General features: G+C 44.7%; 31 protein-coding genes and 1 riboswitch. Of the genes, 4 read left to right on the top strand and 27 right to left on the bottom strand.

Going from position 1 to position 24,908, the window contains the following annotated elements:
• Positions 1–25: 25 nt before the first annotated feature.
• The 4 genes from K1I80_RS00310 to K1I80_RS00295 form a co-directional block, all read right to left on the bottom strand.
• Complete coding sequence (locus K1I80_RS00310) at positions 26–334, bottom strand: MGMT family protein (protein ID WP_223313414.1); 309 nt, start codon at positions 332–334, stop codon at positions 26–28.
• Positions 335–429: 95 nt separating this feature from the next.
• On the bottom strand, positions 430–1,080 hold the full coding sequence (locus tag K1I80_RS00305; RefSeq protein WP_223313415.1) for a phosphatase PAP2 family protein: 651 nt from the start codon (positions 1,078–1,080) through the stop codon (positions 430–432).
• A complete protein-coding gene (locus K1I80_RS00300; protein WP_223313448.1) occupies positions 1,070–1,627 on the bottom strand; it encodes an ECF transporter S component in 558 nt (185 codons plus the stop codon). The genes K1I80_RS00305 and K1I80_RS00300 overlap by 11 nt, the downstream gene beginning before the upstream one ends.
• Positions 1,628–1,759: 132 nt before the next feature.
• Positions 1,760–1,910: riboswitch (FMN riboswitch) on the bottom strand.
• A 116-nt stretch (positions 1,911–2,026) separates the two neighbouring features.
• A complete protein-coding gene (locus K1I80_RS00295; RefSeq protein ID WP_223313416.1) occupies positions 2,027–2,530 on the bottom strand; it encodes a tRNA (cytidine(34)-2'-O)-methyltransferase in 504 nt (167 codons plus the stop codon).
• A 341-nt stretch (positions 2,531–2,871) separates the two neighbouring features.
• Between K1I80_RS00295 and trkA the strand changes: the two genes are divergently transcribed.
• Positions 2,872–4,221, top strand: a complete 1,350-nt coding sequence (gene trkA, locus K1I80_RS00290) for a Trk system potassium transporter TrkA (RefSeq protein ID WP_223313417.1) — start codon at positions 2,872–2,874, stop codon at positions 4,219–4,221.
• Positions 4,222–4,226: 5 nt separating this feature from the next.
• Positions 4,227–5,666, top strand: a complete 1,440-nt coding sequence (locus tag K1I80_RS00285) for a TrkH family potassium uptake protein (protein ID WP_002913134.1) — start codon at positions 4,227–4,229, stop codon at positions 5,664–5,666.
• 47 nt (positions 5,667–5,713) lie between these two features.
• Here the strand turns inward: K1I80_RS00285 and yidD are convergent, their stop codons facing one another.
• From yidD to K1I80_RS00215, 14 genes are all read right to left on the bottom strand, one after another.
• Complete coding sequence (gene yidD / locus K1I80_RS00280; RefSeq protein ID WP_081102867.1) at positions 5,714–5,968, bottom strand: membrane protein insertion efficiency factor YidD; 255 nt, start codon at positions 5,966–5,968, stop codon at positions 5,714–5,716.
• Positions 5,965–6,693 (bottom strand): pseudouridine synthase, encoded by a 729-nt coding sequence (locus K1I80_RS00275; protein ID WP_002894611.1) that lies wholly within the window; start codon positions 6,691–6,693, stop codon positions 5,965–5,967. Before K1I80_RS00275 ends, yidD begins: the two co-directional genes overlap by 4 nt.
• Positions 6,680–7,249 (bottom strand): SMC-Scp complex subunit ScpB, encoded by a 570-nt coding sequence (scpB, locus tag K1I80_RS00270; RefSeq protein ID WP_002894610.1) that lies wholly within the window; start codon positions 7,247–7,249, stop codon positions 6,680–6,682. The genes K1I80_RS00275 and scpB overlap by 14 nt, the downstream gene beginning before the upstream one ends.
• Positions 7,242–7,952, bottom strand: a complete 711-nt coding sequence (locus tag K1I80_RS00265; RefSeq protein WP_125409148.1) for a segregation/condensation protein A — start codon at positions 7,950–7,952, stop codon at positions 7,242–7,244. The genes scpB and K1I80_RS00265 overlap by 8 nt, the downstream gene beginning before the upstream one ends.
• 2 nt (positions 7,953–7,954) lie before the next feature.
• Positions 7,955–8,686 (bottom strand): site-specific tyrosine recombinase XerD, encoded by a 732-nt coding sequence (xerD, locus tag K1I80_RS00260; RefSeq protein ID WP_223313418.1) that lies wholly within the window; start codon positions 8,684–8,686, stop codon positions 7,955–7,957.
• A complete protein-coding gene (gene cbpB / locus K1I80_RS00255; RefSeq protein WP_002897025.1) occupies positions 8,683–9,144 on the bottom strand; it encodes a cyclic-di-AMP-binding protein CbpB in 462 nt (153 codons plus the stop codon). Before cbpB ends, xerD begins: the two co-directional genes overlap by 4 nt.
• Complete coding sequence (locus K1I80_RS00250) at positions 9,141–9,662, bottom strand: metallophosphoesterase (protein WP_223313419.1); 522 nt, start codon at positions 9,660–9,662, stop codon at positions 9,141–9,143. Before K1I80_RS00250 ends, cbpB begins: the two co-directional genes overlap by 4 nt.
• On the bottom strand, positions 9,641–10,645 hold the full coding sequence (locus tag K1I80_RS00245; RefSeq protein ID WP_223313420.1) for a nucleoside-triphosphate diphosphatase: 1,005 nt from the start codon (positions 10,643–10,645) through the stop codon (positions 9,641–9,643). Before K1I80_RS00245 ends, K1I80_RS00250 begins: the two co-directional genes overlap by 22 nt.
• Positions 10,642–11,436, bottom strand: a complete 795-nt coding sequence (gene racE, locus K1I80_RS00240) for a glutamate racemase (protein WP_002897022.1) — start codon at positions 11,434–11,436, stop codon at positions 10,642–10,644. Before racE ends, K1I80_RS00245 begins: the two co-directional genes overlap by 4 nt.
• A gap of 98 nt (positions 11,437–11,534) precedes the next feature.
• Positions 11,535–11,783, bottom strand: a complete 249-nt coding sequence (locus K1I80_RS00235; protein ID WP_002894600.1) for a YneF family protein — start codon at positions 11,781–11,783, stop codon at positions 11,535–11,537.
• Between the two features lie 56 nt (positions 11,784–11,839).
• Positions 11,840–13,090: a diaminopimelate decarboxylase gene (locus K1I80_RS00230; protein WP_223312390.1), complete on the bottom strand. Its 1,251-nt coding sequence runs from the start codon at positions 13,088–13,090 to the stop codon at positions 11,840–11,842.
• Between the two features lie 104 nt (positions 13,091–13,194).
• Positions 13,195–13,878 (bottom strand): Bax inhibitor-1/YccA family protein, encoded by a 684-nt coding sequence (locus tag K1I80_RS00225; protein WP_223312391.1) that lies wholly within the window; start codon positions 13,876–13,878, stop codon positions 13,195–13,197.
• A 25-nt stretch (positions 13,879–13,903) separates the two neighbouring features.
• On the bottom strand, positions 13,904–14,395 hold the full coding sequence (locus tag K1I80_RS00220) for an HD domain-containing protein (RefSeq protein ID WP_049553184.1): 492 nt from the start codon (positions 14,393–14,395) through the stop codon (positions 13,904–13,906).
• Positions 14,396–14,439: 44 nt separating this feature from the next.
• The gene (locus K1I80_RS00215) at positions 14,440–15,180 is read right to left on the bottom strand and encodes a TrmH family RNA methyltransferase (RefSeq protein ID WP_223313421.1); all 741 of its coding nucleotides are present in this window, start codon (positions 15,178–15,180) and stop codon (positions 14,440–14,442) included.
• Positions 15,181–15,264: 84 nt separating this feature from the next.
• Between K1I80_RS00215 and K1I80_RS00210 the strand changes: the two genes are divergently transcribed.
• Together K1I80_RS00210 and yidC are read left to right on the top strand one after the other, a co-directional pair.
• Positions 15,265–15,543, top strand: a complete 279-nt coding sequence (locus tag K1I80_RS00210; protein WP_002897016.1) for an acylphosphatase — start codon at positions 15,265–15,267, stop codon at positions 15,541–15,543.
• Positions 15,544–15,624: 81 nt separating this feature from the next.
• Positions 15,625–16,548 (top strand): membrane protein insertase YidC, encoded by a 924-nt coding sequence (gene yidC / locus K1I80_RS00205; protein ID WP_223312393.1) that lies wholly within the window; start codon positions 15,625–15,627, stop codon positions 16,546–16,548.
• 115 nt (positions 16,549–16,663) lie between these two features.
• Here the strand turns inward: yidC and K1I80_RS00200 are convergent, their stop codons facing one another.
• The 9 genes from K1I80_RS00200 to K1I80_RS00160 all read right to left on the bottom strand — a co-directional run bounded on the left by K1I80_RS00200 (position 16,664) and on the right by K1I80_RS00160 (position 24,855).
• A complete protein-coding gene (locus K1I80_RS00200; RefSeq protein ID WP_223312394.1) occupies positions 16,664–17,899 on the bottom strand; it encodes a sensor histidine kinase in 1,236 nt (411 codons plus the stop codon).
• Positions 17,883–18,584 (bottom strand): response regulator transcription factor, encoded by a 702-nt coding sequence (locus K1I80_RS00195; protein WP_032913455.1) that lies wholly within the window; start codon positions 18,582–18,584, stop codon positions 17,883–17,885. The genes K1I80_RS00200 and K1I80_RS00195 overlap by 17 nt, the downstream gene beginning before the upstream one ends.
• Before the next feature lie 4 nt (positions 18,585–18,588).
• Positions 18,589–19,209 (bottom strand): GTP pyrophosphokinase, encoded by a 621-nt coding sequence (locus K1I80_RS00190; protein ID WP_002931409.1) that lies wholly within the window; start codon positions 19,207–19,209, stop codon positions 18,589–18,591.
• Between the two features lie 153 nt (positions 19,210–19,362).
• The gene (gene greA, locus K1I80_RS00185) at positions 19,363–19,845 is read right to left on the bottom strand and encodes a transcription elongation factor GreA (RefSeq protein ID WP_002894584.1); all 483 of its coding nucleotides are present in this window, start codon (positions 19,843–19,845) and stop codon (positions 19,363–19,365) included.
• A 145-nt stretch (positions 19,846–19,990) separates the two neighbouring features.
• Complete coding sequence (gene mltG, locus K1I80_RS00180) at positions 19,991–21,490, bottom strand: endolytic transglycosylase MltG (protein WP_223313422.1); 1,500 nt, start codon at positions 21,488–21,490, stop codon at positions 19,991–19,993.
• Between the two features lie 50 nt (positions 21,491–21,540).
• Positions 21,541–22,056: a GNAT family N-acetyltransferase gene (locus tag K1I80_RS00175; RefSeq protein ID WP_223313423.1), complete on the bottom strand. Its 516-nt coding sequence runs from the start codon at positions 22,054–22,056 to the stop codon at positions 21,541–21,543.
• Complete coding sequence (locus K1I80_RS00170) at positions 22,056–22,568, bottom strand: GNAT family N-acetyltransferase (protein WP_223312397.1); 513 nt, start codon at positions 22,566–22,568, stop codon at positions 22,056–22,058. The genes K1I80_RS00175 and K1I80_RS00170 overlap by 1 nt, the downstream gene beginning before the upstream one ends.
• An 11-nt stretch (positions 22,569–22,579) precedes the next feature.
• Positions 22,580–23,914, bottom strand: coding sequence for a UDP-N-acetylmuramate--L-alanine ligase (gene murC / locus K1I80_RS00165; protein WP_223312398.1), 1,335 nt, complete (start codon positions 23,912–23,914; stop codon positions 22,580–22,582).
• A 281-nt stretch (positions 23,915–24,195) separates the two neighbouring features.
• On the bottom strand, positions 24,196–24,855 hold the full coding sequence (locus tag K1I80_RS00160; protein ID WP_223313424.1) for a cystathionine gamma-synthase: 660 nt from the start codon (positions 24,853–24,855) through the stop codon (positions 24,196–24,198).
• Between the last annotated feature and the right edge of the window lie 53 nt (positions 24,856–24,908).

Genomic DNA, 24,908 nt, shown 5'->3' with positions numbered 1-24,908 from the left:
CCTCTTTCACAAGGAAAGAAGGAAATCATTCCTCCCATTGATAATGCTTGAGATCCACACAGCCATTAGCCTTCAAGTCCACTCCTTCTGCCCAAAGCAAGTGTTTCTGGTCTTCCCAGCCTGGTGCGAGGCGCCCTGCTGCATTGACTACCCGGTGGCAAGGATGCTTGCTACCATAAAGTTCCGACTGACTGAGAATCTTTCCCACCAAGCGAGCGTTTTTAGGCCGCCCAATCAAACGGGCAAGCTGGCCATAGGTCGCCACGCGCCCAGAGGGAATGCTATCTACTAATGCCAAAACAGCATCGATGAGTTCTCTATTTAAATTGGACATGCTAGCCTCCTAAACTAGTTTGCTCCTATCATAAAGAAAGAGACTTTCTTTGTCAAGACAAAAAGGCTGGCAAAGCCAGCCTTTCTCATCTCTATTTATTTCTGCTTTCCCTTGAAACGCCACTGAAAACGCAGCTTGTCATAAAAGGGAAATTCGATATTGAGGATGGCAAAGCCCATCAAGGCTCCTCCGATAACATCTGTCGGATAGTGCACGCCCAGATAGACTCTGGATGCCATAACAGTTAAGATGTAGACCAGGAGCAAAGCTTGCACCAAGCGTTTGATTTTTTGGTTTTGAATTCGTTGCTGGACAATGATAATCAAGGTCCCAACAACAATGGCTGTCGCCATGGCATGTCCGCTCGGGAAAGAATAACCACCTTCTTTGACCAAATGCGAAATACTGGGCCGGCTTCTTTGGTAGACGAGTTTAATCAGCTTAATCAAAATCCCATGTAAGACCAGATTTCCCGCTAGCAAGGCAGCCTCCAGCTTCCATTTTTTGTAAAGAAAAAAAAGGACAAGAGCCGAGACCCAGATGATAATCCCCATCGGATCAATTACACTGGTTACAAGTTTGAAAAATGTCGTCAAAGTTGCAGGTAAGTCTCCCCGCAGCCAGGTCTGAATCGGAGTATCAAAGCTGGTCAGCTGCTCAGGATAAAACTTGACCATGTAGCCTAGCATGACGAAAAGTAAAAGGGCAAAAGAGCCCTTTGTTAGATAAGATTGTTTATTTTTCATAGCGTTTTAGAACGGGCTGTAAGAGTTTGTAAATTAGCCAAAAGACAGCAGCCCAGATCACTCCTTCTAATAGGTTAAAGGGGACAATCATGGTCAGCAGATACTTGGAAAGACCAAATGCTTTATTAATATCAAAACCAGCAAACCTCGCATAGAGAGGCACAGCATAAACGACATTTAGAACGATCATAGTAATCGTTAGACCGAGTGTTGCTACCAAAGAAGCCTTTACATAGTCAAACAAGCTCTTCCTTTTTTTCCACAAGAGGGAAAAAGCACAAACAAAGACTGCTACCGCTAGTATATTCATGGGTAGACCGATTAGAGTACCTACACCATTATTATTCAAAGCTAGCTTTAAGACAGAGCGAATCAAGAGCACTGCTAGAGAGCTTTTTAAATCCAAGACTACCAAAGCCAGTAAAATCGGAATAATTGAAAAATCCAACTTTAGAAACTCGGTTATCAAGGGAATCTCATAAAACATGAGTAGAAATGATAGAGCAGATAAAACTGCTACAATCGCCAACTTACGAGTATTTGTCATCACAGGTTCCTCCAATTTATAAAAATTAGAGAAGCCGGAAAGGCCACTGAAAAAAGGCTTGTCAGCTAATGATTATTTAGTATAAGGCTCAGCCCTTAAATAAAGATTAAACGGCAAGAATGCTTCACTGCCTCTCGTCTTCTCCCATCCAGACTATACTGTCGGTTGTGGAATCTCACCACATCAGCTTGCGCTCGCGGACTTGATTTGGCATTGAGAAAAAAACATTTCCAAGCCAAAAGTTACCGCCGGTCGGGAATCTCACCCTGCCCTGAAGACATCATTATCATAACAAAAAAAGCCTGCCAGAGCAAGCAATTTGATTGATGTAATTAAAAATGTTTCAACAATAGTGTTCTATCTATTAGGAAAATTAACTGCTTAGATACATTCATTCCGCTACTTCAGCTTGTCCGCTTCATACTCGTGTACCAAATCTAAGCCAGCAAAATTCTGCTGGCGCAGGGCTTCATAAACAATCATACAGACTGTGTTTGAAACATTGAGGCTGCGAACATGCTGATCATTCATGGGAATACGCAGTGCCTTCTCTGGATGACGACGCATAAATTCCTCTGGCAGACCCTTGTCCTCTCGACCAAACATAAAATAGTGCGAACCTTCTGCTTCAAAATTTTCCTCAGAATAGACCTTCTCTGCAAACTTAGAAATCAGATAAAGGTTGCCGTTCATCTGCTCCATAAAATCTTCTAAACTCTCATAATAGGTGATGTTCAGCTTATCCCAATAGTCCAATCCCGCCCGCTTCATCTTACGGTCATCAATGGGAAAACCCATGGGCTTGATGATGTGAAGCGGTGAATTAGTCGCGGCGCAAGTACGGGCAATATTGCCAGTATTCTGCGGAATCTGAGGTTCAAAAAGAACAATATGATTTTTCATAATAAGAATATTTTTCCTAGTATTTTTCTTTAGATAAAAAAATAGCCACACTGCCCGGAGTCAAGCTCAGCAAACAGCGTGGTTAAGGCTTCATTAACTTACATCACAACAGGTTTGAGGTAAACCAATGAAGGTACTCATTTAGTATAACACTTTCAGCCTACAAGTCAATAAAAAATGCTCAAAAAGTTGTACTTTTTTTAAAAATATCACAGGAAGATACCATTTTGGTAAAAAAATATTCGGAATTCTATAAATAAGCAAGCTATTCTGTATTTTATAGATGAAATTTAAATGAAAAAAGAGTATGATAGATACATACTTTGGAGGAATCTAAACTTATGAAAATTATCGTTGTTGGCGGCGGGAAGGTCGGAACGGCCCTCTGTCGCTCCCTAGTGGCTGAAAATCATGATGTTATCCTGATTGAGCAGGATGAGGCTGTTCTCAACCAGATTACCAAGCGCTATGACATTATTGGTATTGCTGGCAATGGAGCCAACTTCAAAATCTTAGAACAAGCGAATGTTAGTCACTGCGACATCTTCATCTCTATGACCGAGCATGATGAGGTCAACATGGTTTCAGCTGTTCTGGCCAAACGGATGGGGGCTAAGGAAACCGTCGTTCGGGTGCGTAATCCTGAATATTCTAACTCTTATTTTAAGGAGAAGAACATCCTAGGCTTCTCGCTGGTGGTCAATCCTGAACTCTTAACTGCTCGCTATATCGCTAATATTATTGACTTCCCTAACGCCCTGTCAGTAGAACACTTTGCCAATGGCCGAGTGGCACTGATGGAGTTCAAACTCAAGGAAGACAGCAATCTCTGCCAGATGAGTATTTCCCAGTTCCGCAAAAAATTTGGAAATATCATTGTCTGTGCTATTGAGAGAAAAGGTCACTTGGAGATCCCTGACGGTGACTTCACTCTGGATGCCGGCGACAAGATCTATGTCACAGGTAACCGCCTGGACATTGTTCAATTCCACAATATGGTACGTCCTAGAGTGGTTAAGAGCCTGATGATTATCGGGGCAGGCAAGATCGCTTATTACTTGCTCAATATTCTCAAGAATAGTAAAATCGAGCTCAAAGTTATTGAATCTAACCATGAACGGGCAACCTTTTTCAGTCAGGAATTTCCTGATCTCTATGTCGTCCATGGAGACGGTACTGCCAAGGATATCTTACTGGAGGAACGCGCCAATAACTTTGATGCCATCGCTACCCTGACTGGTGTGGATGAAGAAAATATCATTACTTCCATGTTCCTTAATAATCTGGGTGTACAGAAAAACATCACTAAGGTCAACCGGACTAGTTTGTTGGAAATCATTGATAATCAAGACTTTGCCAGCATCGTGACACCAAAAGGTATTGCTGTTGATACGGTTATGCACTTTATCCGCGGTCGCTACAATGCTCAGTTCTCTAACCTAGAAGCTCTGCACCATGTAGCCAACGGCCAAATCGAGACCCTGCAGTTCCAAATCAAGGAAGAAAACAAGATGACTGGTATTCCTCTATCTCAGCTTCATCTGAAGAAAGATGTCCTGATTGCGGCTATTATCCGCCAAGGTAAAGCTATCTTCCCTACAGGCGATGACAATCTGCAAGTTGGAGATAAAATTGTCGTGACCACTCTGCTGCAAAATATCACGCAGATTTACGATCTGTTAGCGAGGTAGGCCACATGAATAGATCTATGATTCGCTACCTGCTGGCAAAATTACTGCTGATTGAGGCGGCTCTGCTGATTGTACCCATTATTGTCGCTCTAATCTACGGTGAGCCTTTAAAAGTCTTTCTCTCTATCGGGGCGACCATGGCTATCCTGCTAGTTTTAGGTGGCATAGGATCTTATTTCAAGCCCAAGGACCTGCATATCTACGCCAAGGAAGGTGTACTGATTGTAGCCCTTTGTTGGATTCTCTGGTCCTTCTTCGGAGCCCTGCCCTTTGTCTTCTCTGGTCAGATACCGGACATCATCGATGCCTTCTTTGAGGTCAGCTCCGGCTTTACAACCACGGGAGCGACTATTCTCAACGATGTCGGCGTTCTCTCTCATTCGCTTCTCTTCTGGCGTAGCTTTACCCACTTAATCGGAGGGATGGGAGTACTGGTCTTTGCCCTAGCTATTATGGACAATGCTAAAAATGGCCACTTGGAGGTCATGAAAGCGGAAGTTCCGGGACCAGTCTTTGGCAAGGTTGTGTCCAAGCTCAAGAGTACGGCCCAGATCCTTTATATCATTTATCTAGCTCTCTTTGCTATCTTTGCCCTGCTTTATTTCCTAGCGGGTATGCCGCTCTTTGACAGCCTTGTGATTGCCATGGGAACAGCTGGTACAGGAGGATTCACCGTTTACAATGACGGTATTGCCCATTACAACAGCTCACTGATTACTTATCTGGTCAGCTTTGGGGTCTTGGCTTTCGGGGTCAACTTTAATCTCTACTATTACTTGCTGATTCGCAAGTTTAAGGCCTGCTTTGGTGATGAAGAGCTTAGAGGCTATCTCTGGATTGTCTTTCTTTCTACTGCCTTGATTGCCTTTAATGTCTTCCACCTCTATCAAGGCTTTGCCAAGAGCGTGGAGATTTCCTTCTTCCAGGTTTCCAATATCATCACAACGACTGGATTCGGCTATGGTGATACGGTCAAGTGGCCTCTCTTTTCTCAGGTCATCCTGCTCCTGCTCATGTGTATCGGGGGTTCGGCCGGATCAACCGCTGGGGGATTCAAGGTCATTCGGGGGATTATCATTTCCCGCATTGCCAAAAATCAAATCCTCTCTACCTTATCACCCAATCGGGTCCTAACCATGCATGTTAATGGTGCTGTCTTAGATAAGGATACCCAGCACAAGGTCCTCAAATATTTAGCAACCTATGTTTTGATCGTGCTGGCGCTGGTTTTCATCGTCAGCCTGGATAACAACAATCTCATGACAGTTGTCAGTGGTGTTCTATCCTGCTTCAACAATATCGGTCCTATGATTGGGACGACGGATACCTTTTCTATCTTCAGTCCTTTTTCTAAGCTATTGCTGTCCTTTGCCATGATTGGCGGACGTTTGGAAATCTACCCGATTCTCCTGCTCTTCCTGCCTAAGACTTGGTCTAGAAGATAGGAAACACTCTGAGATTATAGATAAAAAAAGTCACACTAGATAAATAGCTAGTGTGACTTTTTTCTTGTATCGTTCCTTTTCAGACTGAAATGGTCTGGTACGGGATCCTCTCCTGGTTGAGACCAGGGATGGCAGCGGAGAATTCGCGCCAAGCCCATCAAAACACCTTTGGCACCATGCTTCTGGATAGCCTCTATCATATAGTTAGAGCAGGTGGGCCGAAAGCGGCAAGATGGAGGAAAAGCAGGCGATATGAAGCGCTGATAAAAACGGACAGGAGCAATGAGCAGTTTCTTTATCATTTCTTGGTCTTGGTTACAGCCAGTGTGTGCAGTTGGCTGACTTCTTTTTTACTGAGCTTACGATACTCACCAGGCTTGAGGCCCGTCAGATCCAAATGACCAAAGCGAGTCCGTGACAGCTTATCCACTTGCAGTCCGACCGCCTGGAACATCTTCTTGACCTGATGGTTACGGCCTTCATGGATGGTCAACTGAACGACCGAGCGATTTTTTGCCGGATCAACCTTGATAATCTCATAAACTGCTGGCTTGGTTTTGCGCCCCTCTATCTCAATACCGCGAGTCAGAGGACGAAGAACTTCTTTATTAGCCAATCCTTTGACACGCGCCACATAGACCTTGTCAATCTCATTTCGGGGATGAATCATCTCGTCGGTAAAGTCCCCGTCATTGGTCAAAATGAGGATACCAGAAGTATCCCAATCCAAACGACCAACTGGATAAATCCGCTCCTTGACCTGAGGCAAAAGATCCACGACTGTCTTACGTCCCTTGTCATCACTGACAGAGGAGATAACCCCGCGCGGCTTATTGAGGAGGTAATAAACCTTCTCCTCATTGTAGATAGGTTGGCCTTCTACTTCCACACGGTCGCCAGACTTAACGTTCGTCGCCAGCTCACGTACCACTTGGCCGTTTATACTGACCTTCCCCTGCCTGATTAGCTCTTCTGCCTTACGGCGGCTGGCTATCCCAGCATGAGCGATGTATTTATTGATTCTCATCGATATCTGTCCTTTCAATAAAGAGCTGGCTTTCTTCAGCAACTAGCTCTGTTTCTTCGACAATCGGCAGCTCATCTAGGTGATTGATTCCCATATAGTCTAAGAAATAATCCGTTGTCACATAGAGATTTGGCCGGCCAATGACTTCCTTTTTGCCATCCTCTCGAACCAGTTCAAAAGCCAAGAGCTTAGCCAAAGCACCACTAGAATTAACCCCGCGGATGTCATCTATTTCTACCCTTGTAATCGGCTGCTTATAGGCAATGATAGACAAGGTCTCCAGCGCTGCCCGCGACAGACTTTGATTGATTGGAGCCCGTGAATAGGCCCGCAGAATCTCAGCAAACTCTGGCTTTGTGACCAGCTTGTATGTCTTTGAAGTTTCCAGCAGGGTCAGGCTAGAGTCTGGATTGGCTTCATATTGCTCAGCCAACTTCTCCAAACTCTGAATAACCCCGGTCGGCGGCAAAGAAAGGATTTCTGCCAATTGATGAACCTTGAGTCCATCTTCTCCCGCAACAAAAAGCAGGGCTTCAATCTCTGCTAACTTACTCATTTCCTCTTCCTACTAAATAAATATTTCCAAAATTTTCTTCCTGAATGACTTGCACTTCCTGCACCTTGACCAATTCCAATGTCGCCAGAAAGAGAGTAATAACTTCATTCATGTCCTTGGTCTCTGCAAAAATCTCCTGCAAAGCCAGACGGCTCTTACCAGCACAGCGCTGACGCACCACTTCCATCATGTCCTCGATCTTGTACTCGTCTCGCACAATGGTTGTATGGCTCTTAGAAAACTCCTCTTGCTTCTTGGCGATAACCTTGGAAAAAGCCAAGAAAAGATCAATCGTTGACTTGTCATGCAGGAGCTCAGCGTCTTCATAAACCAGCTCCAGCTTAGGCTTAGAATAATAAAGTGCCCGGTCATCATGCTGGAGCGACATTTTCTCACCCAAGAGCTTGAACTTACGGTATTCCTCAATCTGACTCAAGAGGTCTTGCTCCAAATCATCTTCCAGCTCAGCATTATCCGCTACCTTAGGCAAAAGCTTGCGGCTCTTAATCAGCATAAGCTGGCTGGCCATGACCATGTACTCACCCGTCACTTCCAGCTTCATGGCCTGCAAAGTAGCCACATAAGCCAGATACTGCTCTATGACCTCCGTAATGGGCACATCATAAATATCCACCTGGTACTTAGATACAAGGTGGAGCAGCAGGTCCAACGGGCCTTCAAAATCTTTTAGTTTGATATCCATTTTTATCTGTATTTTTCTAGTGTAATCATGGTTTTCAAGCCCAAATCCTGGGCAATATCATAGAGACCAATCCCCTTCTCCCGCTGGCGCAAAATAAACTGCTCACGCAGGCTTTGGGCAGATAGACTGGTTTGTCCCTGCTCAATCAAGAAGGCCTCTAGCTGACGGAAACCCCACTGACGAGAATAGGATTTGCCGTTTTTCTCAAATAAATATGTCCCCGTCAGATAGTCTTCCAGCTCACCCGTCAGGCTTTCAGGAATCTTGATGACACGCTTCTGACCGGCCTTTTCAATCTTCAAAACCTGAAAGTCAAGATTGACATCTGCCACTCTGACCTGCAGAATCTCGCTGGGCAGCAAGCCCATTTCCAAGATAAGAAGAGCCATCAGCCGCCCTCTGGGAACGCTTGATTCCTGCCAAAAAGCAGACAGGTCCAGCAGTTCATTTTCCTGCTCCTTCGATACGGAAACCTTGGGCAGAACCAAGCGGTGAAACTCCTCAATGAGCTGCTGCTGATAAAGGAAGTAGAGAAATTGATTGACTGCTGAGAGCTTCCGCTTCTGAACAGCTGCCTTAAAATCCTTGATAGAGGCCTGATAAATCCGCAGATTGGTCTCGGTAATCCGGCCATGTACTTCCTCGACAAACTGCTCCAAATCATAAGAATAGGCAATTTTAGAATTTTCTGAGATGTCTTTTTGATTTAAAAACGGTCTAATGTATTCTTTCATTTTTTGCGAATTTCGTACTTTTTGCTAAAGCCGTGCAACAAGGAATTGACAGCTTTCAAAATGGACTTTCTAGTAATAATTCCGTAAAAATGCTGATCCTCGCCCACAACCGGCAGGAATGACTCGTCGACCAACTTATGAAGCACATCTGATACAGTATAATCTGGCCCAACTGTCAAGTCGTCCATTTTGGTCATGTGGACGATGTCTGTCATCATGAATTCCTCTTCTGGCAAATCATGGCGCATGCGATAGGACATGATGTCTGTCAGGGAAATCGTGCCAACAAACTTTTTATCTGCTGTCACGACTGGTACACGTGAGTACGTCATCTGGCTCAATAGTAGGATAGCATGATCCACATTATGGGTATCAATCATAACCGCCAGATTTTCCCCAGGCGTCAAAAAAGTCTCTTCATGTTGCAGCAGATAGTCTTCGAATTCCTTAGCAATCATCGGCTAAACTCCTTGGACAAGCTTGGATAAGGTTCATGATTTCGCGTATAGTAATCAACTTTAAAGCGGTCATCATCAATCTCTACCTTAGCGTAGAGACGTTCGTTGATTAGGCCTCGCGGCTGGCTGATGGAGCCCGGATTCAGAAAGAGCGTTTTGCCCTCCATTCGAGCATCTGGGATATGCAGGTGGCCGTAAAGGCAGATATCTGCATTAACCTCTTGCGCCCACAAATCCAGCTTTTGAAAAGAAAAGTTGATATGGAAGAGATGTCCGTGGGTCTGGGCAATAATGGTTCCCACCAAATCCGTCACCAAGCGTTCTGGATAGCCGTCGTAAAAGTCCATATTGCCTGCCACAACCTGAATCCCTTGCCATACCTCATCATCAGAAGGAAGCTCAGAGTCTCCGTTATGGAAAATCGCATCTACCTTTCCAATATAATGATTCCTAATTTCTTCTACAATAGCACGGTCGCCATGAGAATCACTCATGACTATAATGGTTTGCTTTGCCATGCTGGAAATACCTCCACTAATTTCTTAACTGCCTGAGCCCGATGGGATTGCGCATTTTTTTCTTCCATCGTCAGCTCGGCAGACGTTTTTCCTGTTTCTCCCACTAAGAACAAGGGATCATAGCCAAAACCATTTTCCCCTTTTGGCTCATGGGCAATGTAGCCCGGCCAATCCGCTTCGACTACCAAAGACTCCCTGTCAGGACTGGCCACCACTAAGGTCGTATGAAAATGGGCTGAGCGATCCTTAACATCAAACACCATAGCCAATTCATGCAGGAGCTTGATGTTGTTTTCATCATCTGTCGCGCCTACTCCAGCGAAGCGAGCCGACCAGACGCCAGGCAAGCCGCCTAAAACATCGACCTGCAGACCCGAGTCGTCAGCTAGCACCATTTTACCGGTCAGTTTACTGATTGTCTCCGCCTTGAGCCGCGCATTTTCTTCAAAGGTAGTTCCAGTCTCTTGCACTTCTGGCAAGTCAGGATAATCATTGAGATTCTTAACCTTATAGCCCAGCTTCTCAAAGAGTTTGCGAAACTCTGCTGTCTTTCCTTCGTTGCGAGTCGCAATCAAGATGGTATCTCCGACAGCCATCTCTGACTCCTGCCCCTGACCAAAAAAGTCGGTCATCTTAACTCCATCCTTAGACAGGAAGAAAACCTTGCGCAGCAAGTCCTTTTCTGTAATCAGAATAGCCCCCTTATGACTGGTCGCCTTAAAATCCCGCTTCTGGCGGTCGTTCATCATATTGAGGACAAACTGGATATAGGACATGGGCGAGCCGTATTTGACCACAACTGTGGTAAAGGCGTTGTATTCTTCATCCAAATCCCGCTCAATCAGCTCACTCAACTCTGCATCTATATGCTCCAAGAGCCTGTATGGGATGTCGTTGAAATGATAGCCGGCCTTGCGAAAGCGGGTCCATTCTCCTATATACCAATTGTTCTCGTCAATGTATTCATAAATTTTATTTGTCATAAGCTTACATGCTCCACATTCACTTTCAGGCCCAGCCAGCTTTCTGCAATCTCCGAAAAGCTTTTGGCATTGGCAGTTGTGTAAAATTGGTGATTGAGCTCCTGTTTTTCCCGACTGCGGTTGATTTCAAAGTAATTGAGCAGGACAGAAATATCCCGTACGCACTCTGCCCCGCTGTCAATCAGCTTCACATCCGGTCCCATCCTGTTTTGAATGATAGGCCGGAGCAAGGGATAGTGGGTACAGCCCAAGACAAGGGTATCTACCCGACCAGCCAAAGGCTGCAGAGTTTCATAGACCACTTTTTTGGTAAGACTGGAATGAAGTTCATTGGACTCTACCAAAGGCACAAACTTAGGGCAGGCCAAACTTTCCACCTGCATCTCCGGCGAGAGCGCTTCAATCTTCTGACGATAGATATCAGAGGAAACGGTCATTGGTGTTCCAATAACACCGATGCGGCCGCTGGCAGTTGACTTAATAGCTGCACTAGCCCCCGGCAGAATCACGCCCAGTACTGGGATATCCAGCTTTTCCTTCACTTCTTCCCAGACAACAGCAGTTGCTGTATTGCAGGCAATAACTATCATCTTAACATCCTTGGTCAGGAGGAAGTTGACCAATTGCCAGGTATAAGCGCGAATCTGCTCAGCAGGCCTAGGACCGTAAGGAGCCCGCGCCGAATCTCCGATATAAATGACCTCTTCGTGGGGGAGCTGCCGCATGAGCTCACGGACTACAGTCAAACCGCCCACTCCTGAGTCTAAAAAACCGATTGGTCGATTATCCATAAGGTCTTCTTTCTAAAACAAGGGACTGGAAGCCGATTCCAAATCCCCATTTTTTTATTGATTTTCTCTACTGGTATTAAAAGCCAGCCTCTAGAAAATTATTTTTTCTTTTTGCTCTTAGCAAGCGCAGCTTTCTGCTGGCTGATAATTTGACGGTAGACTTGCTGCACTTTCGCTTCATTTGGCCGTTGGCCGCTAGCGCTAAGCAAGGTCCGAACTGCTTCTACATTCAGACGCGGATTTTCTGCAAATTCCTTCTCCACTTGCCGACGAAGCAGATACATACCCAAGATCACGCCTCCAGCAAATGCTGCCATAATCAAGAAAATTGCTAAAACTAAATTCATATCAAGAACTCCTCTATTTCCATTTTTACATTGCTCTTCATTATATCAAATTTTCTCTATTTTTCAAAATCAAAGCCATACAGTGTCGCAAAATAATCTTCTGGTTTTTCTGCCCGACGAATCATGCGAACATTGCCATCTTGTTCCAAGAGAATTTCGCTGGAGCGGAGCTTGGCATTGTACTGATAACCCATAGAGAAACCATGAGCACCCGTATCGTGAATCACCAGTGTATCACCGATTTGGCTGACGGGCAGCGGGCGATTAATGGCGAATTTGTCGTTATTCTCGCAGAGGCTTCCGACAACATCCACAATCTCTGTCTCACCCATAGGTCGATCCATATTGGTAATGTGGTGATAAGAACCGTACATGGCAGGACGCAGCAGATTGACCGCAGAGGCGTCCACCCCCAGATAGGTTCGGTAGGTCTGTTTCTTATGGGTAACCTTGGTGACCAGCAGGCCATAAGGCGCCAACATAAAGCGGCCCAACTCCGTATAAATCTTGACCTGTCCTAGGCCAGCCGGAGTTAGAATAGCTTCATAGGCCTGACGAACTCCCTGACCGATGACCGCAATGTCATTTTCCTCGCCATCAGGCTGGTAATTGATACCAACACCACCAGAGAGATTGATAAAGTCCAGCTCGACTCCTGTCTCAGCCACCACTTCTACAGCCAGCTCAAAAAGCTGACGGGCCAGTTCAGGATAGTAGTCATTGCTGACAGTATTTGAGGCCAAGAAGGCATGAATCCCAAATTTCTCAGCTCCCAACTCCTTGAGCTCTTTGAAAGCCTGAATCAGCTGGTCCTTGGTCATACCAAACTTGGCTTCTTCTGGATTATCCATAATGCTGGTTCCCAGCTCAAAGACACCGCCAGGGTTGTAACGGCAGGAAATAATCTTTGGAATACCCGCTGACTCCTTCAAAAAAGCAACATCTTCATAGGCATCCAGATTGATAGTCGCTCCAAGGGCACGCGCAAACTGAAATTCCTCAGCTGGTGTGTTATTGGACGAAAACATAATATCCTGTCCAGCAAAGCCCAGCTTTTGACTCATGAGCAATTCGACATAGCTGGCACAGTCCACCCCACAGCCTTCTTCTTTGAGGATTTTTAAAATAGCAGGATTGGGAGTAGCCTTGACGGCAAAATACTCTTTAAAACCTGGATTCCAAGAAAAGGCCTCATGCAGGGCACGCGCTCTTTCCCGAATTCCTTTCTCATCATAAAGATGGAAAGGGGTTGGAAACTGAGCCGTAATCTCAGCTAGCTTTTCACGACTGACAAAAGGAGTTTTCATACTATTCTCGCTTTCTATTTGCTGGATTTATTATACCATAAATCCATAGGAGAAACAAAAAGCACTGGAGCAAACGTCCAATGCTTGAGTCTTATTTAACCTAGTTATTTATTTCTTCCAAAAATACGCAACAAGCTGAGGAAGAGATTAATGAAGTCCAGATACAGATGCAGAGCCAGAGAAATTGCCCAGCCATTTCCTGGATTGCCATTGGTCTGCTCATAGACATAGCGGATTTTCTGATTGTCCCAAGCGATAAGTCCTGAGAAAATAAGGACACCAACGATACTGATGATAAAGTCCAAGCCACTGCTTCTCAAGAAGATATTAAGGACGCTAGCAGCGATAATACCAATCAAACCGGCCATACAAGCTCTGCCCATTCCAGAAAGATCCTTCTTGATCACCTTGCCGATGAACCCCATAGCAAAGAACATAACAGTCGTTGTCAGAAAGGCTAAGAGAACCTCTGACTGAAGATACAACGCCATGATAATACTTAAGGTAAAACCATTGATGGCTGAATATGCTAAAAACATAGGCAACGCCGCTGGGCTATTGCTCCGAGCAGTTCCAGATGCTACCAACACAAGGATAAACTCAACTGCAATAGCTGCATAATAGATCCAGACAGATCTTGTCAAAATAGTATAAATAGCATCTTGAAAGACAAATAGCATCAAGAGGGATACGATTGCTGAGATTCCGATACCGACACCAACGATAGAATAAATCTTTGCATAGAAAGAATTAATATCTGATTGATCTTGAATAATAGAATGATTCATAGTTACTCCTTTTATAATAAAACATTTACGGTTTCAGCATCTTTCGATGAAAGAGCTTGCGATTACCGCCCTTGCGTCTCCAAGGTGCCGTCGCTTCTTTGACGGCCCAATATTTATCCACCATCGTCACAACGAATGACTCTTTGTAGCGAGGCGGTGCCAAGGTCAGGCCCCACATATGCTTGACGATAATGTCCTCTTCGACCTTATTGAGCTTAGTAATCTTGCGAGCATTGCGAACTGCCAGCCTCGGATGAACCCAAGCATGACTCTTCTTAAACTTGGTCACACGCCAGTCATAGTAGAATAAGTCATGAAGCAGGGCACCACGTGCCGTGCTGCGAGCATTCCAGCCAAATTTTTTGGCAATTCTGTAACTAGTATAACTTACATTGATGGAATGTTCAAGTCTATTAGAATGAATATGATGGGGAATTTCTTTCAGGCGCTGCACACTAGGCTTTTCAATCAAGTGCCCAACATAGGCCATAAATTCCTCGTCCTTTTTGTAAGGCATAGAATCACCTCCCTTGCCAACTATTATATCTCTTTTTCTGATTTTTAGCTTAAATGAAAGATTAAAATACCAGCAGCGACAGCAACATTGAGACTTTCTGCCTGCCCCTTCATGGAAATATGAACCAAAACATCAGCTGCTTCCGTCATTTCTGGACTAATTCCCTGCCCTTCATTGCCCATAACTAGAGCAAAGCTCTCTTTGCTACCCACCTCTCTATAGTCAATAGACGCAGACGACAAGGTCGACGCTAGAATTGGCAGACTGGAAGACTGAGCCAGTCTAATAAAATCAGCTGTATCCATCCGATAAACTGGCAGGTGAAAATGACTCCCCTGCATAGAGCGCAGCGTTTTTAAGTTATAGATATCTGCTGACAAACGAGAGATGAAAACCCCGTCAAAGCCAGCTGCATCCGCGGTCCGAATGATGGTACCGACATTGCCTGGATCCTGAACGTCCTCCAAGAAAAGATAGCGTCCACTTAACTCCGATGGTATTTCTTCCCTTTCAAAAGCCACTTCCGCGACAATCCCCTGTGGCGTCTTACTATCAGCTAAATCTGCTAAAATCTCCTGACTGACAAAAATCACCTGAGAAAAATCAGCTAATCGCTCTGCGTATTCCGCTAAAGCAAAAATCCGAATCAGCTCTGCCCCGCTGCTGACAGCTTCCTCAAATAAATGCCAGCCCTCGATTAAATAAGAATCCTTGCGGTATTTTTTGTGATGAAGTTTTTTAGCTTTTTTTACCACATTATTGGATTTTGAGGTTATAATATTCATAAGAACATTATACCACAATTTAGCAGACTTGCACTCATACTGAGGGCTTAAATCCCCTCGGTCCGCTCACTAAAGGAGGATGCCATGCAGAAAGTAAAAATGATAGCCCAAGGACGAGTACAAGGGGTCGGATTCCGCTGGGGTGTTTATTCTCTAGCGCTGGAAATCGGAGGCATTACCGGCCGGGTCTGGAACAATGATGACGGTACTGTTGGCATTCTGGCTCAGGCTGATGACCCTGCTCTGATGGCCAAATTTATCCAAGAAATCCGCAAGGGACCGACACCTTTTTCTAAGGTCAGCTATTTGGATGTGACCATGGCTAATTTTGACTCCTATCCTGACTTTAAAATTTCAAATTAGGTCTGCAGAACTATTGTATATTTTGCAAAAAAACAGTAGAATAGATAGGTATTATTTTTTAGAAACAAAGGATATGAACTCGTGAAACATTTCAAACGCTTTTTATTCTCCGGTATGGGACTGACTGCGCTTCTTTTCCTGTCCGGCTGTGTGGGCCGCGACAAGGCCGGTAATCCTTCTGGTCTGATCTGGGACGTGATTGGTCAGCCTATGGCGGATGGTATCCAATTCTTTGCCAAGAACTCAGGTCTGGGTTATGGTCTGGCGATTATCATCGTTACGCTCATCGTGCGGATTATCATTCTGCCGCTGGGAATCTATCAGTCATGGAAGGCAACGCTTCAGTCTGAAAAGATGAACTACTTTAAGCCGATTTTTGCCCCAATCCAAGAGCGAATCAAAAATGCTGAAACTCAGGAAGAGAAAATGCAGGCTCAGCAAGAACTGATGGCTGCTCAAAAAGAAAATGGACTCAGCATGTTTGGCGGTATAGGCTGTCTGCCTCTGCTTATCCAAATGCCTTTCTTCTCAGCCCTCTTCTTTGCCGCTCAGTATACTCAAGGAGTTGCAGGCAGTTCCTTCCTCTGGATTAAAGACCTGGCCAAAAGCGATTGGGCTTTGACTGCCATTGTCGGTATCCTCTACTATATCCAGTCGGTGCTCTCTCTGCATGGTATTGAAGATGAAACTCAAAGAAACAGCATGAAACAGGCTTCTTATATGAGCCCTATCATGATTGTTGGTTTCTCATTCCTCTCTCCTGCCGCAGTCACTCTCTACTGGGTAGTCGGTGGATTTATCCAAATCATCCAGCAATTTATCATCAACTACATCATCCGACCTCGCTTGAGAAAACAGGTAGCAGAGGAATTTGAAAAAAATCCTCCTAAAGGCTTGAAAAAAGCGAGTCGGGCTAAAGATGTTACTCCAAAAGCTCAGCCGGCTATTGAGCAAAAGAACAAAAAGAAAAAGAACCGCAATGCTGGTAAGCAACGGTCAAGATAAAGAAAAATTCTTCTAGCTAATACTAGAAGAATTTTTTAATCTCGAGTAAGAATCGGCGTAACCGATACAAAAAAATCAGCAAACAAAGCAATAACTGATGAACGAGGTGACTCTATCACAATAAAACAGTGAAGCCAATCAAGCCTTTCTTATATGAAACCCAAATCCTGCCCTTGAAAATCCGCACCAGACTTTCTGCCATGGATAGGCCAATCCCGTAGCCAGGCTGCTTCTGATTATGCGATTCGTCTTCGCGATAGAAACGGTCAAAGAAACGGCTGTAATCAACATTTTTGCCGTCCGCGTAACTATTAGCTACCGTCAGCCGGGCTCGTTTCCCGCGCTTGGCCTTGGTCAGAGTGACAAAAATTTGCCCATCTTCGTCACAATACTTGCAGGCATTGTCAATCAGAATGCTAACCAATTCATAAAGTTCATCTTCAGTTGCCTTGATATGGATGTCTTCCTGCAGCTTGATCTCGTACTTCTTGCCTGCCTTCTCGATGACAGACTTGAAGTTTCCTGCTACTTTTTTGACAACTTCTGAGAAATTAACATCTACCAAGGTAACATCTGGCTGCTCTTCCAGACGGGCCAGAACGACCATTTGATTGATTAGATTACTGAGGCGCTTGACCTGGTCCTTGGTGCTTTCTGTCCATTCATTTTCGCCAGTCATCAGCTCTTGCAGCTCCGTATTGGCTGAGATGATTGCCAATGGCGTCTTCAGTTCATGTCCAGCATTAGTGATGAAACGCTTTTGGTTTTCATAGTTTTTGATATAGGGACGGATGGCAAAGTTGGAAAATCCAGATACGACCAAGACAAAGAAAATAAAGCTATAGAAGCATAACTGAATAGACAGCCAGAAAAAGTCATTGCGGCTTTCGAGGTAATTGGTCGAATCTAAGACCACCAGTAAATAGCGCTTGGTCTTGGAATCCTGCGTTATCTGGTAGGAATAAAATTGACTACCTACCTTAAAAACCCCACTGCTGCGGCTATCCTTAATCACTTTGTTAGCGTAGCTAAGCGCCTGCTCCTTAGATAGATTGGAAAGATGGTCTAAGTTGGTGGAGTAAAGTGTTTTGTCTTCCTTATAGACCACACTGAAATAGCGGTATTGGTAGATGGTATCAATGGTGATACGGTCGTTTTGCAAGCTCTCTGCCGTTTCTTCTACGCTGGGAAAATCTCCGTTATTGGCAGATAGAATATTGAGAACAGCTTGGATTTCTCCATTGGTCTGCAAAAAGCGAACGGAGTTTAAGACCGCAATCATGGTCAGCAAAATACAGACAATAGCCGCCGAAGCCAGCAGAATGAACCGAATTTTAAGCTTCCGAAACATAGCTATCTCCTTCCAGCGGCACCAGAGTGAAACTACCGCCTTCCTCACCCAAGATAGCAAGATCAGCATGAATAGCCTTCAGCTTCTGACGCAAATAGGAAATATAAATCCAGACGAAGCCTTCGTCCAAATCCTCATCCTCGTCATTAGCCCAAACATGACGGAAGATTTCCTGAGTAGAAAGACTCTTCTGGGCATTAAGCATAAGAAATTCCATCATTTTAGATTCCTTACCAGCTAAGCGAATAGAATTGGAGCTAATGAGCTCATGCTCTCCGACATTGAGGCTCGTTTGGCCAATCTGCAGCAAATTGGGGGTGAACGTCGCTACCCGTCTGGACATAGAGCGCAGGCGAGCCAGAAGCTCTTTCAGAGAGAAGGGCTTGGTCAGATAATCATCTGCACCGGCATCCAGCCCTGTGACCTTGTCATCCACCTCTGACATAGCTGTCAGCATGATGACGTGGGTCGTATTGCCGGTTTGGCGGATTTCTTTCAATGCTTCAATGCCTGTCTTGACCGGCATCATGATATCCAGAATCATCAAATCATAGGCATTTTCCTTGGCCAAGTCCACAGCTTCTTGCCCATCAAAGGCTGTATCAACCTGATAGCCTTCATGGGTCATCGCTGTTTCCAAGACGCGGGACAGCTGCTGCTCATCTTCAGCTAATAAAATCTTCATCATCTTACTCACTTTCTCGAATCAAATTGCGGATGGTCTGCATGGTCACATCACAAGAAGCCAGCTCATCCGCACAGCGTTTCAGCTCGCGGACAATCCGCTTGCTGTCTTTAATCTCATGCTTGTACTTCATCTGATGCTCTAAGCTGGCCCAAGAATCCATAGCAATGGTCCGAAGCTGGATTTCTACAAAATAGCGGCCGGGGTTTTGACCATGACAGTCCTCATAAGGAGTCTCCACCTCTAATATCAAGTGATAGGAGCGATACCCATTAGGCTTGGCAGCTCGGATATAGTCCTTTTCCAGAACAATCTCACAGCCCTCCAGCTGACGAAGCACCTCAATAGTCTGATAGATGTCCTCAATAAAACCGCAAACAATCCGAATCCCAATCGCATCACGAATTTCTTTCAGGGCAGACTCTGGCACCCTAGGCAGATTCTTGCGTTGACATTTCTCTTCCATACTGGCTGCCTGCTTGATCCGTGCATTAAAATGCTCAAAAAGCTTCTGCCCTGTTTCCTGCTTGACTCGATCATTAGCCTCTTGAATACGCTGACTAAGATCCTCTAAAATCTTGGGCAGGTAGACGCCGTATTTCCCATAAATATCTTGCTCTTGCATACAGTTCTCCTACTTTTCTAGCTTATTCTCATTATAGCATAACCATCTGTCTTTTCTCTATTTTTCCCCTGCTCTTCTTATCTATCCTATACTCTCTATCTTAAAAGAAACGAAAAAAGAACCAGTCATCTAGCCAGTTCCTTTTGGTATTTATTAAACGGTTTTTTCAACCTTGAGAATTTTAACGTCGTAGCTACCAACCGGTGTTTCGACTGTTGCAGTATCACCTGTCTTTTTGCCAATCAAAGCTTGACCAATCGGGCTTTCATTAGATACCTTGCCTGCGAAAGCATCTGCACCAGCAGAACCAACAATAATGTAAACTTCCTCTTCGCTTTCGCCTACTTCTTGGATGGTAACTGTTTTGCCGATAGCTACTTCATCCTTGGCTACAGCATCACTGTTTACAATCTCAGCGTAGCGGATCTTGGTTTCCAGACTAGAAATCTGACCTTCCACAAAAGCCTGTTCGTCCTTAGCAGCTTCGTATTCACTATTTTCTGACAAATCGCCGTATGAGCGGGCAATCTTGATGCGTTCTACCACTTCTGGACGACGCACCAATTTCAATTCTTCTAATTCTTTTTCTAGTTTTTCCTTTTCCTCTAGGGTCATAGGATAAGTTTTTTCAGCCATTTTTTCTCTTTTCTTTTATTTTCTTTTATTTAAAAACTAAAACAAGAGGCTGAGACAAGTCTGTATCAGTCCCTTTTTTATATAGCAGGACTGAGAAAGCTAGAACTAAATGCACTAGCTTTCTCTTATCTGCAATGATAGCAGTCTAATTAGAACTGCTGCTGGATTGAGTGAGCTTGCTGTTGACGTGCTCCTCAACATTTTTAGCGTGTTCCTCATAAGTATTAGCGAAGTAAACAGCGCCTGTTTCAACATTTGCCACAAAGTAGAGGTAGTCCGTCTTACTTGGGTTAATAGTAGCTTCCAGAGCTGACAGGCTGGGACTATCAACTGGCCCAGGCATAAGCCCTTCTTTTTTATAGACATTGAAAGGCGAGTCAATATTGGTATCAATCTCAGCGTCCTCTTTCAGAGTCGTTTTCTTTCCTAGCTTGCCTTGAGCATAAAGGATAGCAATATTACTCTGAAGCGGCATCGCTTGATTGAGACGATTGTAAAATACGCTGGCAATATCTTTGCGATCCTGATCTGTCGAACCTTCTTTTTCCACCAGAGAAGCAAGTGTCAGAACTTCATTAACCGTTAGGTTCTTCGCTTCGATGGTAGAGTAATAAGAAGACAGATTGGTATTCATAGCGCCCAACATCTGGTCAATCAAGCTTTCCAGATCCGCATCCTCACCATAGTTATAAGTGGCAGGGAAGAGGTAACCTTCTAAACGGTATTTGACTCCACTGTCCTTGCTTGGCAATGTGCCCAGCAGCTGTGGATATTTAGCCGCCATCTTGGAAATGAAAGCTTCATCCTGCACCTTAGCTAGGAAATCGTCCTTACTAAAAGGTGTCTTACTAGTCTTCTTAGAAGTTGCAGCTGCATTAACCGTCACAGCCTCTGCAATCTGCTCCAGTGTATATCCTTCAGGAATAGTAACCTTGCCAACAACTGGTGGTTGCGGCGTATCTGTTCCACCTTCCTGAAGCTGCCGAGCAATGGTATCTAGATCCATACTCTTCTGGAGATTGTAATAGCCAGACTGGTAATTGTTAAAGCTTTTAATCTTGGAATACAGACTAAAAACTTGGGCATTTTTAATCAGCCCCTTTTTCTCAAGGATTTCTCCAATCTGCTTAGAGCTAGAGCCTTCTGGTACTTCAACCGTCACATACTCTGTTGCGTTTGCATCAACAGGTTTAAGAGCTGAAGATACATAAGTGTAGCCGACAACTCCTGTGACTACAAGTCCCAGCAGGACAATCAGCAGAACCGTTGTCATAATCCTGCGGGCTAAGGTGTTTTGACGTTTTTTCTTGACCGTGTTGTTGGCCCGATTCGCCCGAGATAAAACCTCATTGGGCTTCTTATCTTCCTCATCCACTCGGCCATAGACCTGAGGGTGAGCCTTTTCATTCTCTGCAACCTTGTAGGAGACATCTACCGAAGCCGGTCTAGCTTCAAAGTCCTCCGTAGCTGCTGTTTCTTTTGCAGAAGCAGCGTCCGCTTCTGATTGGCTAGTTGAAGAGGGTGTTTGTTCTTCCTTTTCTCCAGCTAAGTCTTTCAAAATCTGCTCTTTAAAGCTCAGATTCTTCTCTTTGTCTTGTGATTTTTCAGTCAAAAATTTGACCTCCTTCATCATAATCCCTAACATTATATCTTAAAAGTCAGATAAATGCAATAAGAGTAGGATTTTCTAGCTTATTATTGGTTTTTTTGCAGTTTGAGACTAGGATTTTCCCAGACCATATCAAACCAAGTAGCACCTGCGTAAGTTGATTGTGACAAACCTTCATTTACAAAAGCATGCTTCTCGTAGTAAGCGATTAGGTAATCATGACAGGTCAAATTGATGCCATGGCGTTCATCTGCTATAGCAATCTCTTTCATAGCTACCAATAGCTTGCGACCGACCCCCATCCCCTGAGCCTCCTTCGAGATAGAAAGGCTGGTCAGAGAGATAAAGCCACCGTCCAGATGACCATAATCTTCAATCTCCTCTGTAAAGGAAATGTCCTTTAAATAACGTTCTGGACGAACAGGTCCCTCCAGATAGCCTAGAATCTTACCATCCTTTTCCGCCACCAAAAAAGTCGAAGATAGGGTTTGGATATGAGCTGCTAGACTTTCTCGGCTAACAGCCTCTTCTGGACTGAAATTTTCCAATTCGATCTCATAAATGGCGTCTAAGTCAGCCATTTGAGCTTGACGGATAATCATCACTTCTCCTTAAAATTGGGATTTTCCCACACCATATCAGACCAGACGGCTCCACCATGAGTTGAATCAGAAATCCCTTCGTGGACGAAGCCATTCATCTCATAATAAGGTATCAGCTCATCATGACAAGTTAGGCTAATGCCCTGTCGATTTTGCTGAACAGCTGTCTCCTTGAGAGCTGCAAGCAACAAGGTTCCGACTCCCTGCCTCTGAAAATCCGGATGGACGGACAAACTTTGGACGGCAATGAAGCCACCTTCTGGAGGATTAGCACCCACCTTGCTAAAGAGGTCATCTGTCAAATATCGCGCCTGAACAGCTGGTCCAACAATATAGCCCGCCAGCTGACCATGCAGCTCTGCTAGCAAAAAAGTATCTGGAATCTGCTCAATCCGCTCTTTGAGAACTTCTGAACTGGCTGCTTCTGCTGATGGAAAATTCAGCTGCTCAATTGCAAGAATTTCCTCCCAGTCGCTCAAGTCGGCCTGCCTGATTCGAATTGGTGCTTCCATCAAGTCTCCTCCTACTGAACGTTGCTGGTCAGATTGGACAGGAGACGTTCAAAGGAATATTCATAGGTCTGGATGTCACCAGCTCCCATAAAGACATAAACGGCATTATCGTGGTCAAGAAGCGGAGAAACATTATCCACGTCAATGACCTTGGCCCGCTTCACAATCTTTTCAGCCAGATCTTCTACCTTAACATCACCCTTGTCCACCTCACGCGCAGAACCGTAAATCTGAGCTAAATAGACTGAGTCAGCCTGATTGAGGGCTTCCGCAAATTCGTCCAAGAGAGCAATAGTCCGAGTGAAGGTATGTGGCTGGAAGATCGCCACGATTTCCTTGCTTGGATATTTCTGACGAGCTGCATCCAGAGTCGCGATAATTTCCGTTGGATGATGAGCAAAGTCATCAATGATAACTGTTTCGTTGACAATTTTCTCTGTAAAGCGGCGTTTAACTCCGCCAAAAGTCTTGAGGTGTTCCCGAACTAGATCCAAATCAAGACCTGCAGTGTACAAGAGGCCGATTACTGCTGTCGCATTCATAATGTTGTGGCGGCCAAAGCTTGGAATTTGGAACTCACCCAGCTCTTGCCCACGGAAAGAAACTTTAAATCCTGAACCGCTGGTGGAACGCAAGAGATCGTGAGCGACAAAGTCATTGCCCTCTTCCTTGAAGCCATAGTAGTAAATTGGAGCCTTGGACGTAATCCGGCGCAGCTGCTCATCTTCTCCATAAATGAAGAGTCCTTTGGTAATCTGCTTGGCATAGTCATTGAAAGCGCTAAAGACATCTTCCAGGCTCGTGAAATAATCCGGATGGTCAAAGTCGATATTGGTAATGATTGAATATTCCGGATGATAAGGCATGAAATGACGCTCGTACTCGTCTGACTCAAAGACGAAGTACTTGGCATTGGCAGAACCGCGGCCTGTACCATCCCCAATCAGATAGCTAGTATCCGTGATATTGGACAGAACATGGGAGAGAATACCCGTTGTAGAGGTCTTCCCGTGGGCACCAGCCACTCCCAGGCTGACAAAGTCACGCATGAAGCCACCTAAAAACTCATGGTAGCGTTTATAGCTGATGCCGTTTGCGTCTGCATAGGCAATTTCTACATTATTATCTGGACGAAAGGCATTGCCGGCAATGATTTCGAAGTCTGGCTGGATATTCTTTTCATCAAAAGGCAGGATGGAAATGCCAGCCTGCTCCAGACCGCGCTGAGTGAAATAATATTTATCAACGTCACTGCCCTGAACCTTATGGCCCATCTGGTGCAGCATCAAAGCCAAAGCGCTCATACCAGAGCCCTTAATCCCGATAAAATGATAGGTTTTCGTCATGATTACTCCTTAAGATACAAGGCCATAAAAGCAAGTCAAAAGAGGAAAATCTCCGCAGACCCTAATCAGCCCGCAGGGATTTTCTTTCTTTACAAGCTTTTAGGCACCACCAAAACACCAAAGAAGCCGGACCAATCATTAAGTCCCAGCTTCTAGCATCGGTTTTCTTCAACCGATGATGGATGTTATAAGCAGATAAATTTTACATTTACATAATTAAACAGCAATTTCCATATAAACATCAGAAAACTGCAGGCAGAAAAGACTCAAGCTAGCTAGCTTTAATCGCTGTCCAAGCCCGTCAAATTCAGCTCTTGAGCCTTGGAATGCTTCAGCTGCTCCTCCTTAGCCCTATCCTGATTATAGATCTGACTGGTTTTTAAAAAATCATAATTGTTCTTCTTAGGCTTTTCTTCCGGCTCCTGCGGCTGAGGGCTATACTCAGGCTGAATATCCGCCAAAATATAGTTTTCCTGCTGAAGCCTGTCGCCAAACTTCGTAAATTCGCCCGATGCATTCTTTTGAAAAGGGGCTGTTGGCTTCGGTCTTTCCGCATTAGAAGCTGTCGGAAGCTTTCTGTTGCGGACCTTAGTCGGAAGGTCGCTGGTCAGATAAGACGCTGAACGCTTCTTTTTCAAATCTGCCCGAGCTTCCTCGCGTGCCTGCTCAGCATAACGAATGGCCGGATCTTTCTTATCAATCGGCTTTTTAAAATCTTTGAAAGCAGACTGCTTTTGCAGCGGTCTTCTGATAGCCTGACTGGCAGCGATGGGAGCATGCCTGCTGGAATCCACAATCGGCATCCATTCCAAATAATTACGGTCAGTATAGTCTCCGGTAATGTTGCTAATGAGATCCAGTTCATCATAAAGATTCATATGCGGCATTTCCGTCAGCATGATTTCATCATCTGACACCAGAGGAAATTGTTTATCAGTCATATCTTTTTCCTTTCAACCCTTCATTATTATAAACTATTCAGGCTATTTTTCAA

Origin of the sequence: Streptococcus sanguinis, from assembly GCF_019929225.1 — a bacterium.
In the GTDB taxonomy this organism is placed as follows: Bacteria; Bacillota; Bacilli; order Lactobacillales; family Streptococcaceae; genus Streptococcus; species Streptococcus sanguinis_J.
The sequence above is the reverse complement of the archived record's forward strand: the minus strand, read 5'-3'. Positions and strand labels throughout refer to the sequence as shown.

Bases quoted from the DNA above. Each gene is read 5' to 3' on its own strand.
- K1I80_RS00310 (WP_223313414.1), bottom strand. From the start codon at position 334: ATGTCCAATTTAAATAGAGAACTCATCGATGCTGTTTTGGCATTAGTA.
- K1I80_RS00305 (WP_223313415.1), bottom strand. From the start codon at position 1,080: ATGAAAAATAAACAATCTTATCTAACAAAGGGCTCTTTTGCCCTTTTA.
- K1I80_RS00300 (WP_223313448.1), bottom strand. From the start codon at position 1,627: ATGACAAATACTCGTAAGTTGGCGATTGTAGCAGTTTTATCTGCTCTA.
- K1I80_RS00295 (WP_223313416.1), bottom strand. From the start codon at position 2,530: ATGAAAAATCATATTGTTCTTTTTGAACCTCAGATTCCGCAGAATACT.
- trkA (WP_223313417.1), top strand. From the start codon at position 2,872: ATGAAAATTATCGTTGTTGGCGGCGGGAAGGTCGGAACGGCCCTCTGT.
- K1I80_RS00285 (WP_002913134.1), top strand. From the start codon at position 4,227: ATGAATAGATCTATGATTCGCTACCTGCTGGCAAAATTACTGCTGATT.
- yidD (WP_081102867.1), bottom strand. From the start codon at position 5,968: ATGATAAAGAAACTGCTCATTGCTCCTGTCCGTTTTTATCAGCGCTTC.
- K1I80_RS00275 (WP_002894611.1), bottom strand. From the start codon at position 6,693: ATGAGAATCAATAAATACATCGCTCATGCTGGGATAGCCAGCCGCCGT.
- scpB (WP_002894610.1), bottom strand. From the start codon at position 7,249: ATGAGTAAGTTAGCAGAGATTGAAGCCCTGCTTTTTGTTGCGGGAGAA.
- K1I80_RS00265 (WP_125409148.1), bottom strand. From the start codon at position 7,952: ATGGATATCAAACTAAAAGATTTTGAAGGCCCGTTGGACCTGCTGCTC.
- xerD (WP_223313418.1), bottom strand. From the start codon at position 8,686: ATGAAAGAATACATTAGACCGTTTTTAAATCAAAAAGACATCTCAGAA.
- cbpB (WP_002897025.1), bottom strand. From the start codon at position 9,144: ATGATTGCTAAGGAATTCGAAGACTATCTGCTGCAACATGAAGAGACT.
- K1I80_RS00250 (WP_223313419.1), bottom strand. From the start codon at position 9,662: ATGGCAAAGCAAACCATTATAGTCATGAGTGATTCTCATGGCGACCGT.
- K1I80_RS00245 (WP_223313420.1), bottom strand. From the start codon at position 10,645: ATGACAAATAAAATTTATGAATACATTGACGAGAACAATTGGTATATA.
- racE (WP_002897022.1), bottom strand. From the start codon at position 11,436: ATGGATAATCGACCAATCGGTTTTTTAGACTCAGGAGTGGGCGGTTTG.
- K1I80_RS00235 (WP_002894600.1), bottom strand. From the start codon at position 11,783: ATGAATTTAGTTTTAGCAATTTTCTTGATTATGGCAGCATTTGCTGGA.
- K1I80_RS00230 (WP_223312390.1), bottom strand. From the start codon at position 13,090: ATGAAAACTCCTTTTGTCAGTCGTGAAAAGCTAGCTGAGATTACGGCT.
- K1I80_RS00225 (WP_223312391.1), bottom strand. From the start codon at position 13,878: ATGAATCATTCTATTATTCAAGATCAATCAGATATTAATTCTTTCTAT.
- K1I80_RS00220 (WP_049553184.1), bottom strand. From the start codon at position 14,395: ATGCCTTACAAAAAGGACGAGGAATTTATGGCCTATGTTGGGCACTTG.
- K1I80_RS00215 (WP_223313421.1), bottom strand. From the start codon at position 15,180: ATGAATATTATAACCTCAAAATCCAATAATGTGGTAAAAAAAGCTAAA.
- K1I80_RS00210 (WP_002897016.1), top strand. From the start codon at position 15,265: ATGCAGAAAGTAAAAATGATAGCCCAAGGACGAGTACAAGGGGTCGGA.
- K1I80_RS00200 (WP_223312394.1), bottom strand. From the start codon at position 17,899: ATGTTTCGGAAGCTTAAAATTCGGTTCATTCTGCTGGCTTCGGCGGCT.
- K1I80_RS00195 (WP_032913455.1), bottom strand. From the start codon at position 18,584: ATGAAGATTTTATTAGCTGAAGATGAGCAGCAGCTGTCCCGCGTCTTG.
- K1I80_RS00190 (WP_002931409.1), bottom strand. From the start codon at position 19,209: ATGCAAGAGCAAGATATTTATGGGAAATACGGCGTCTACCTGCCCAAG.
- greA (WP_002894584.1), bottom strand. From the start codon at position 19,845: ATGGCTGAAAAAACTTATCCTATGACCCTAGAGGAAAAGGAAAAACTA.
- mltG (WP_223313422.1), bottom strand. From the start codon at position 21,490: ATGTTAGGGATTATGATGAAGGAGGTCAAATTTTTGACTGAAAAATCA.
- K1I80_RS00175 (WP_223313423.1), bottom strand. From the start codon at position 22,056: ATGATTATCCGTCAAGCTCAAATGGCTGACTTAGACGCCATTTATGAG.
- K1I80_RS00170 (WP_223312397.1), bottom strand. From the start codon at position 22,568: ATGGAAGCACCAATTCGAATCAGGCAGGCCGACTTGAGCGACTGGGAG.
- murC (WP_223312398.1), bottom strand. From the start codon at position 23,914: ATGACGAAAACCTATCATTTTATCGGGATTAAGGGCTCTGGTATGAGC.
- K1I80_RS00160 (WP_223313424.1), bottom strand. From the start codon at position 24,855: ATGACTGATAAACAATTTCCTCTGGTGTCAGATGATGAAATCATGCTG.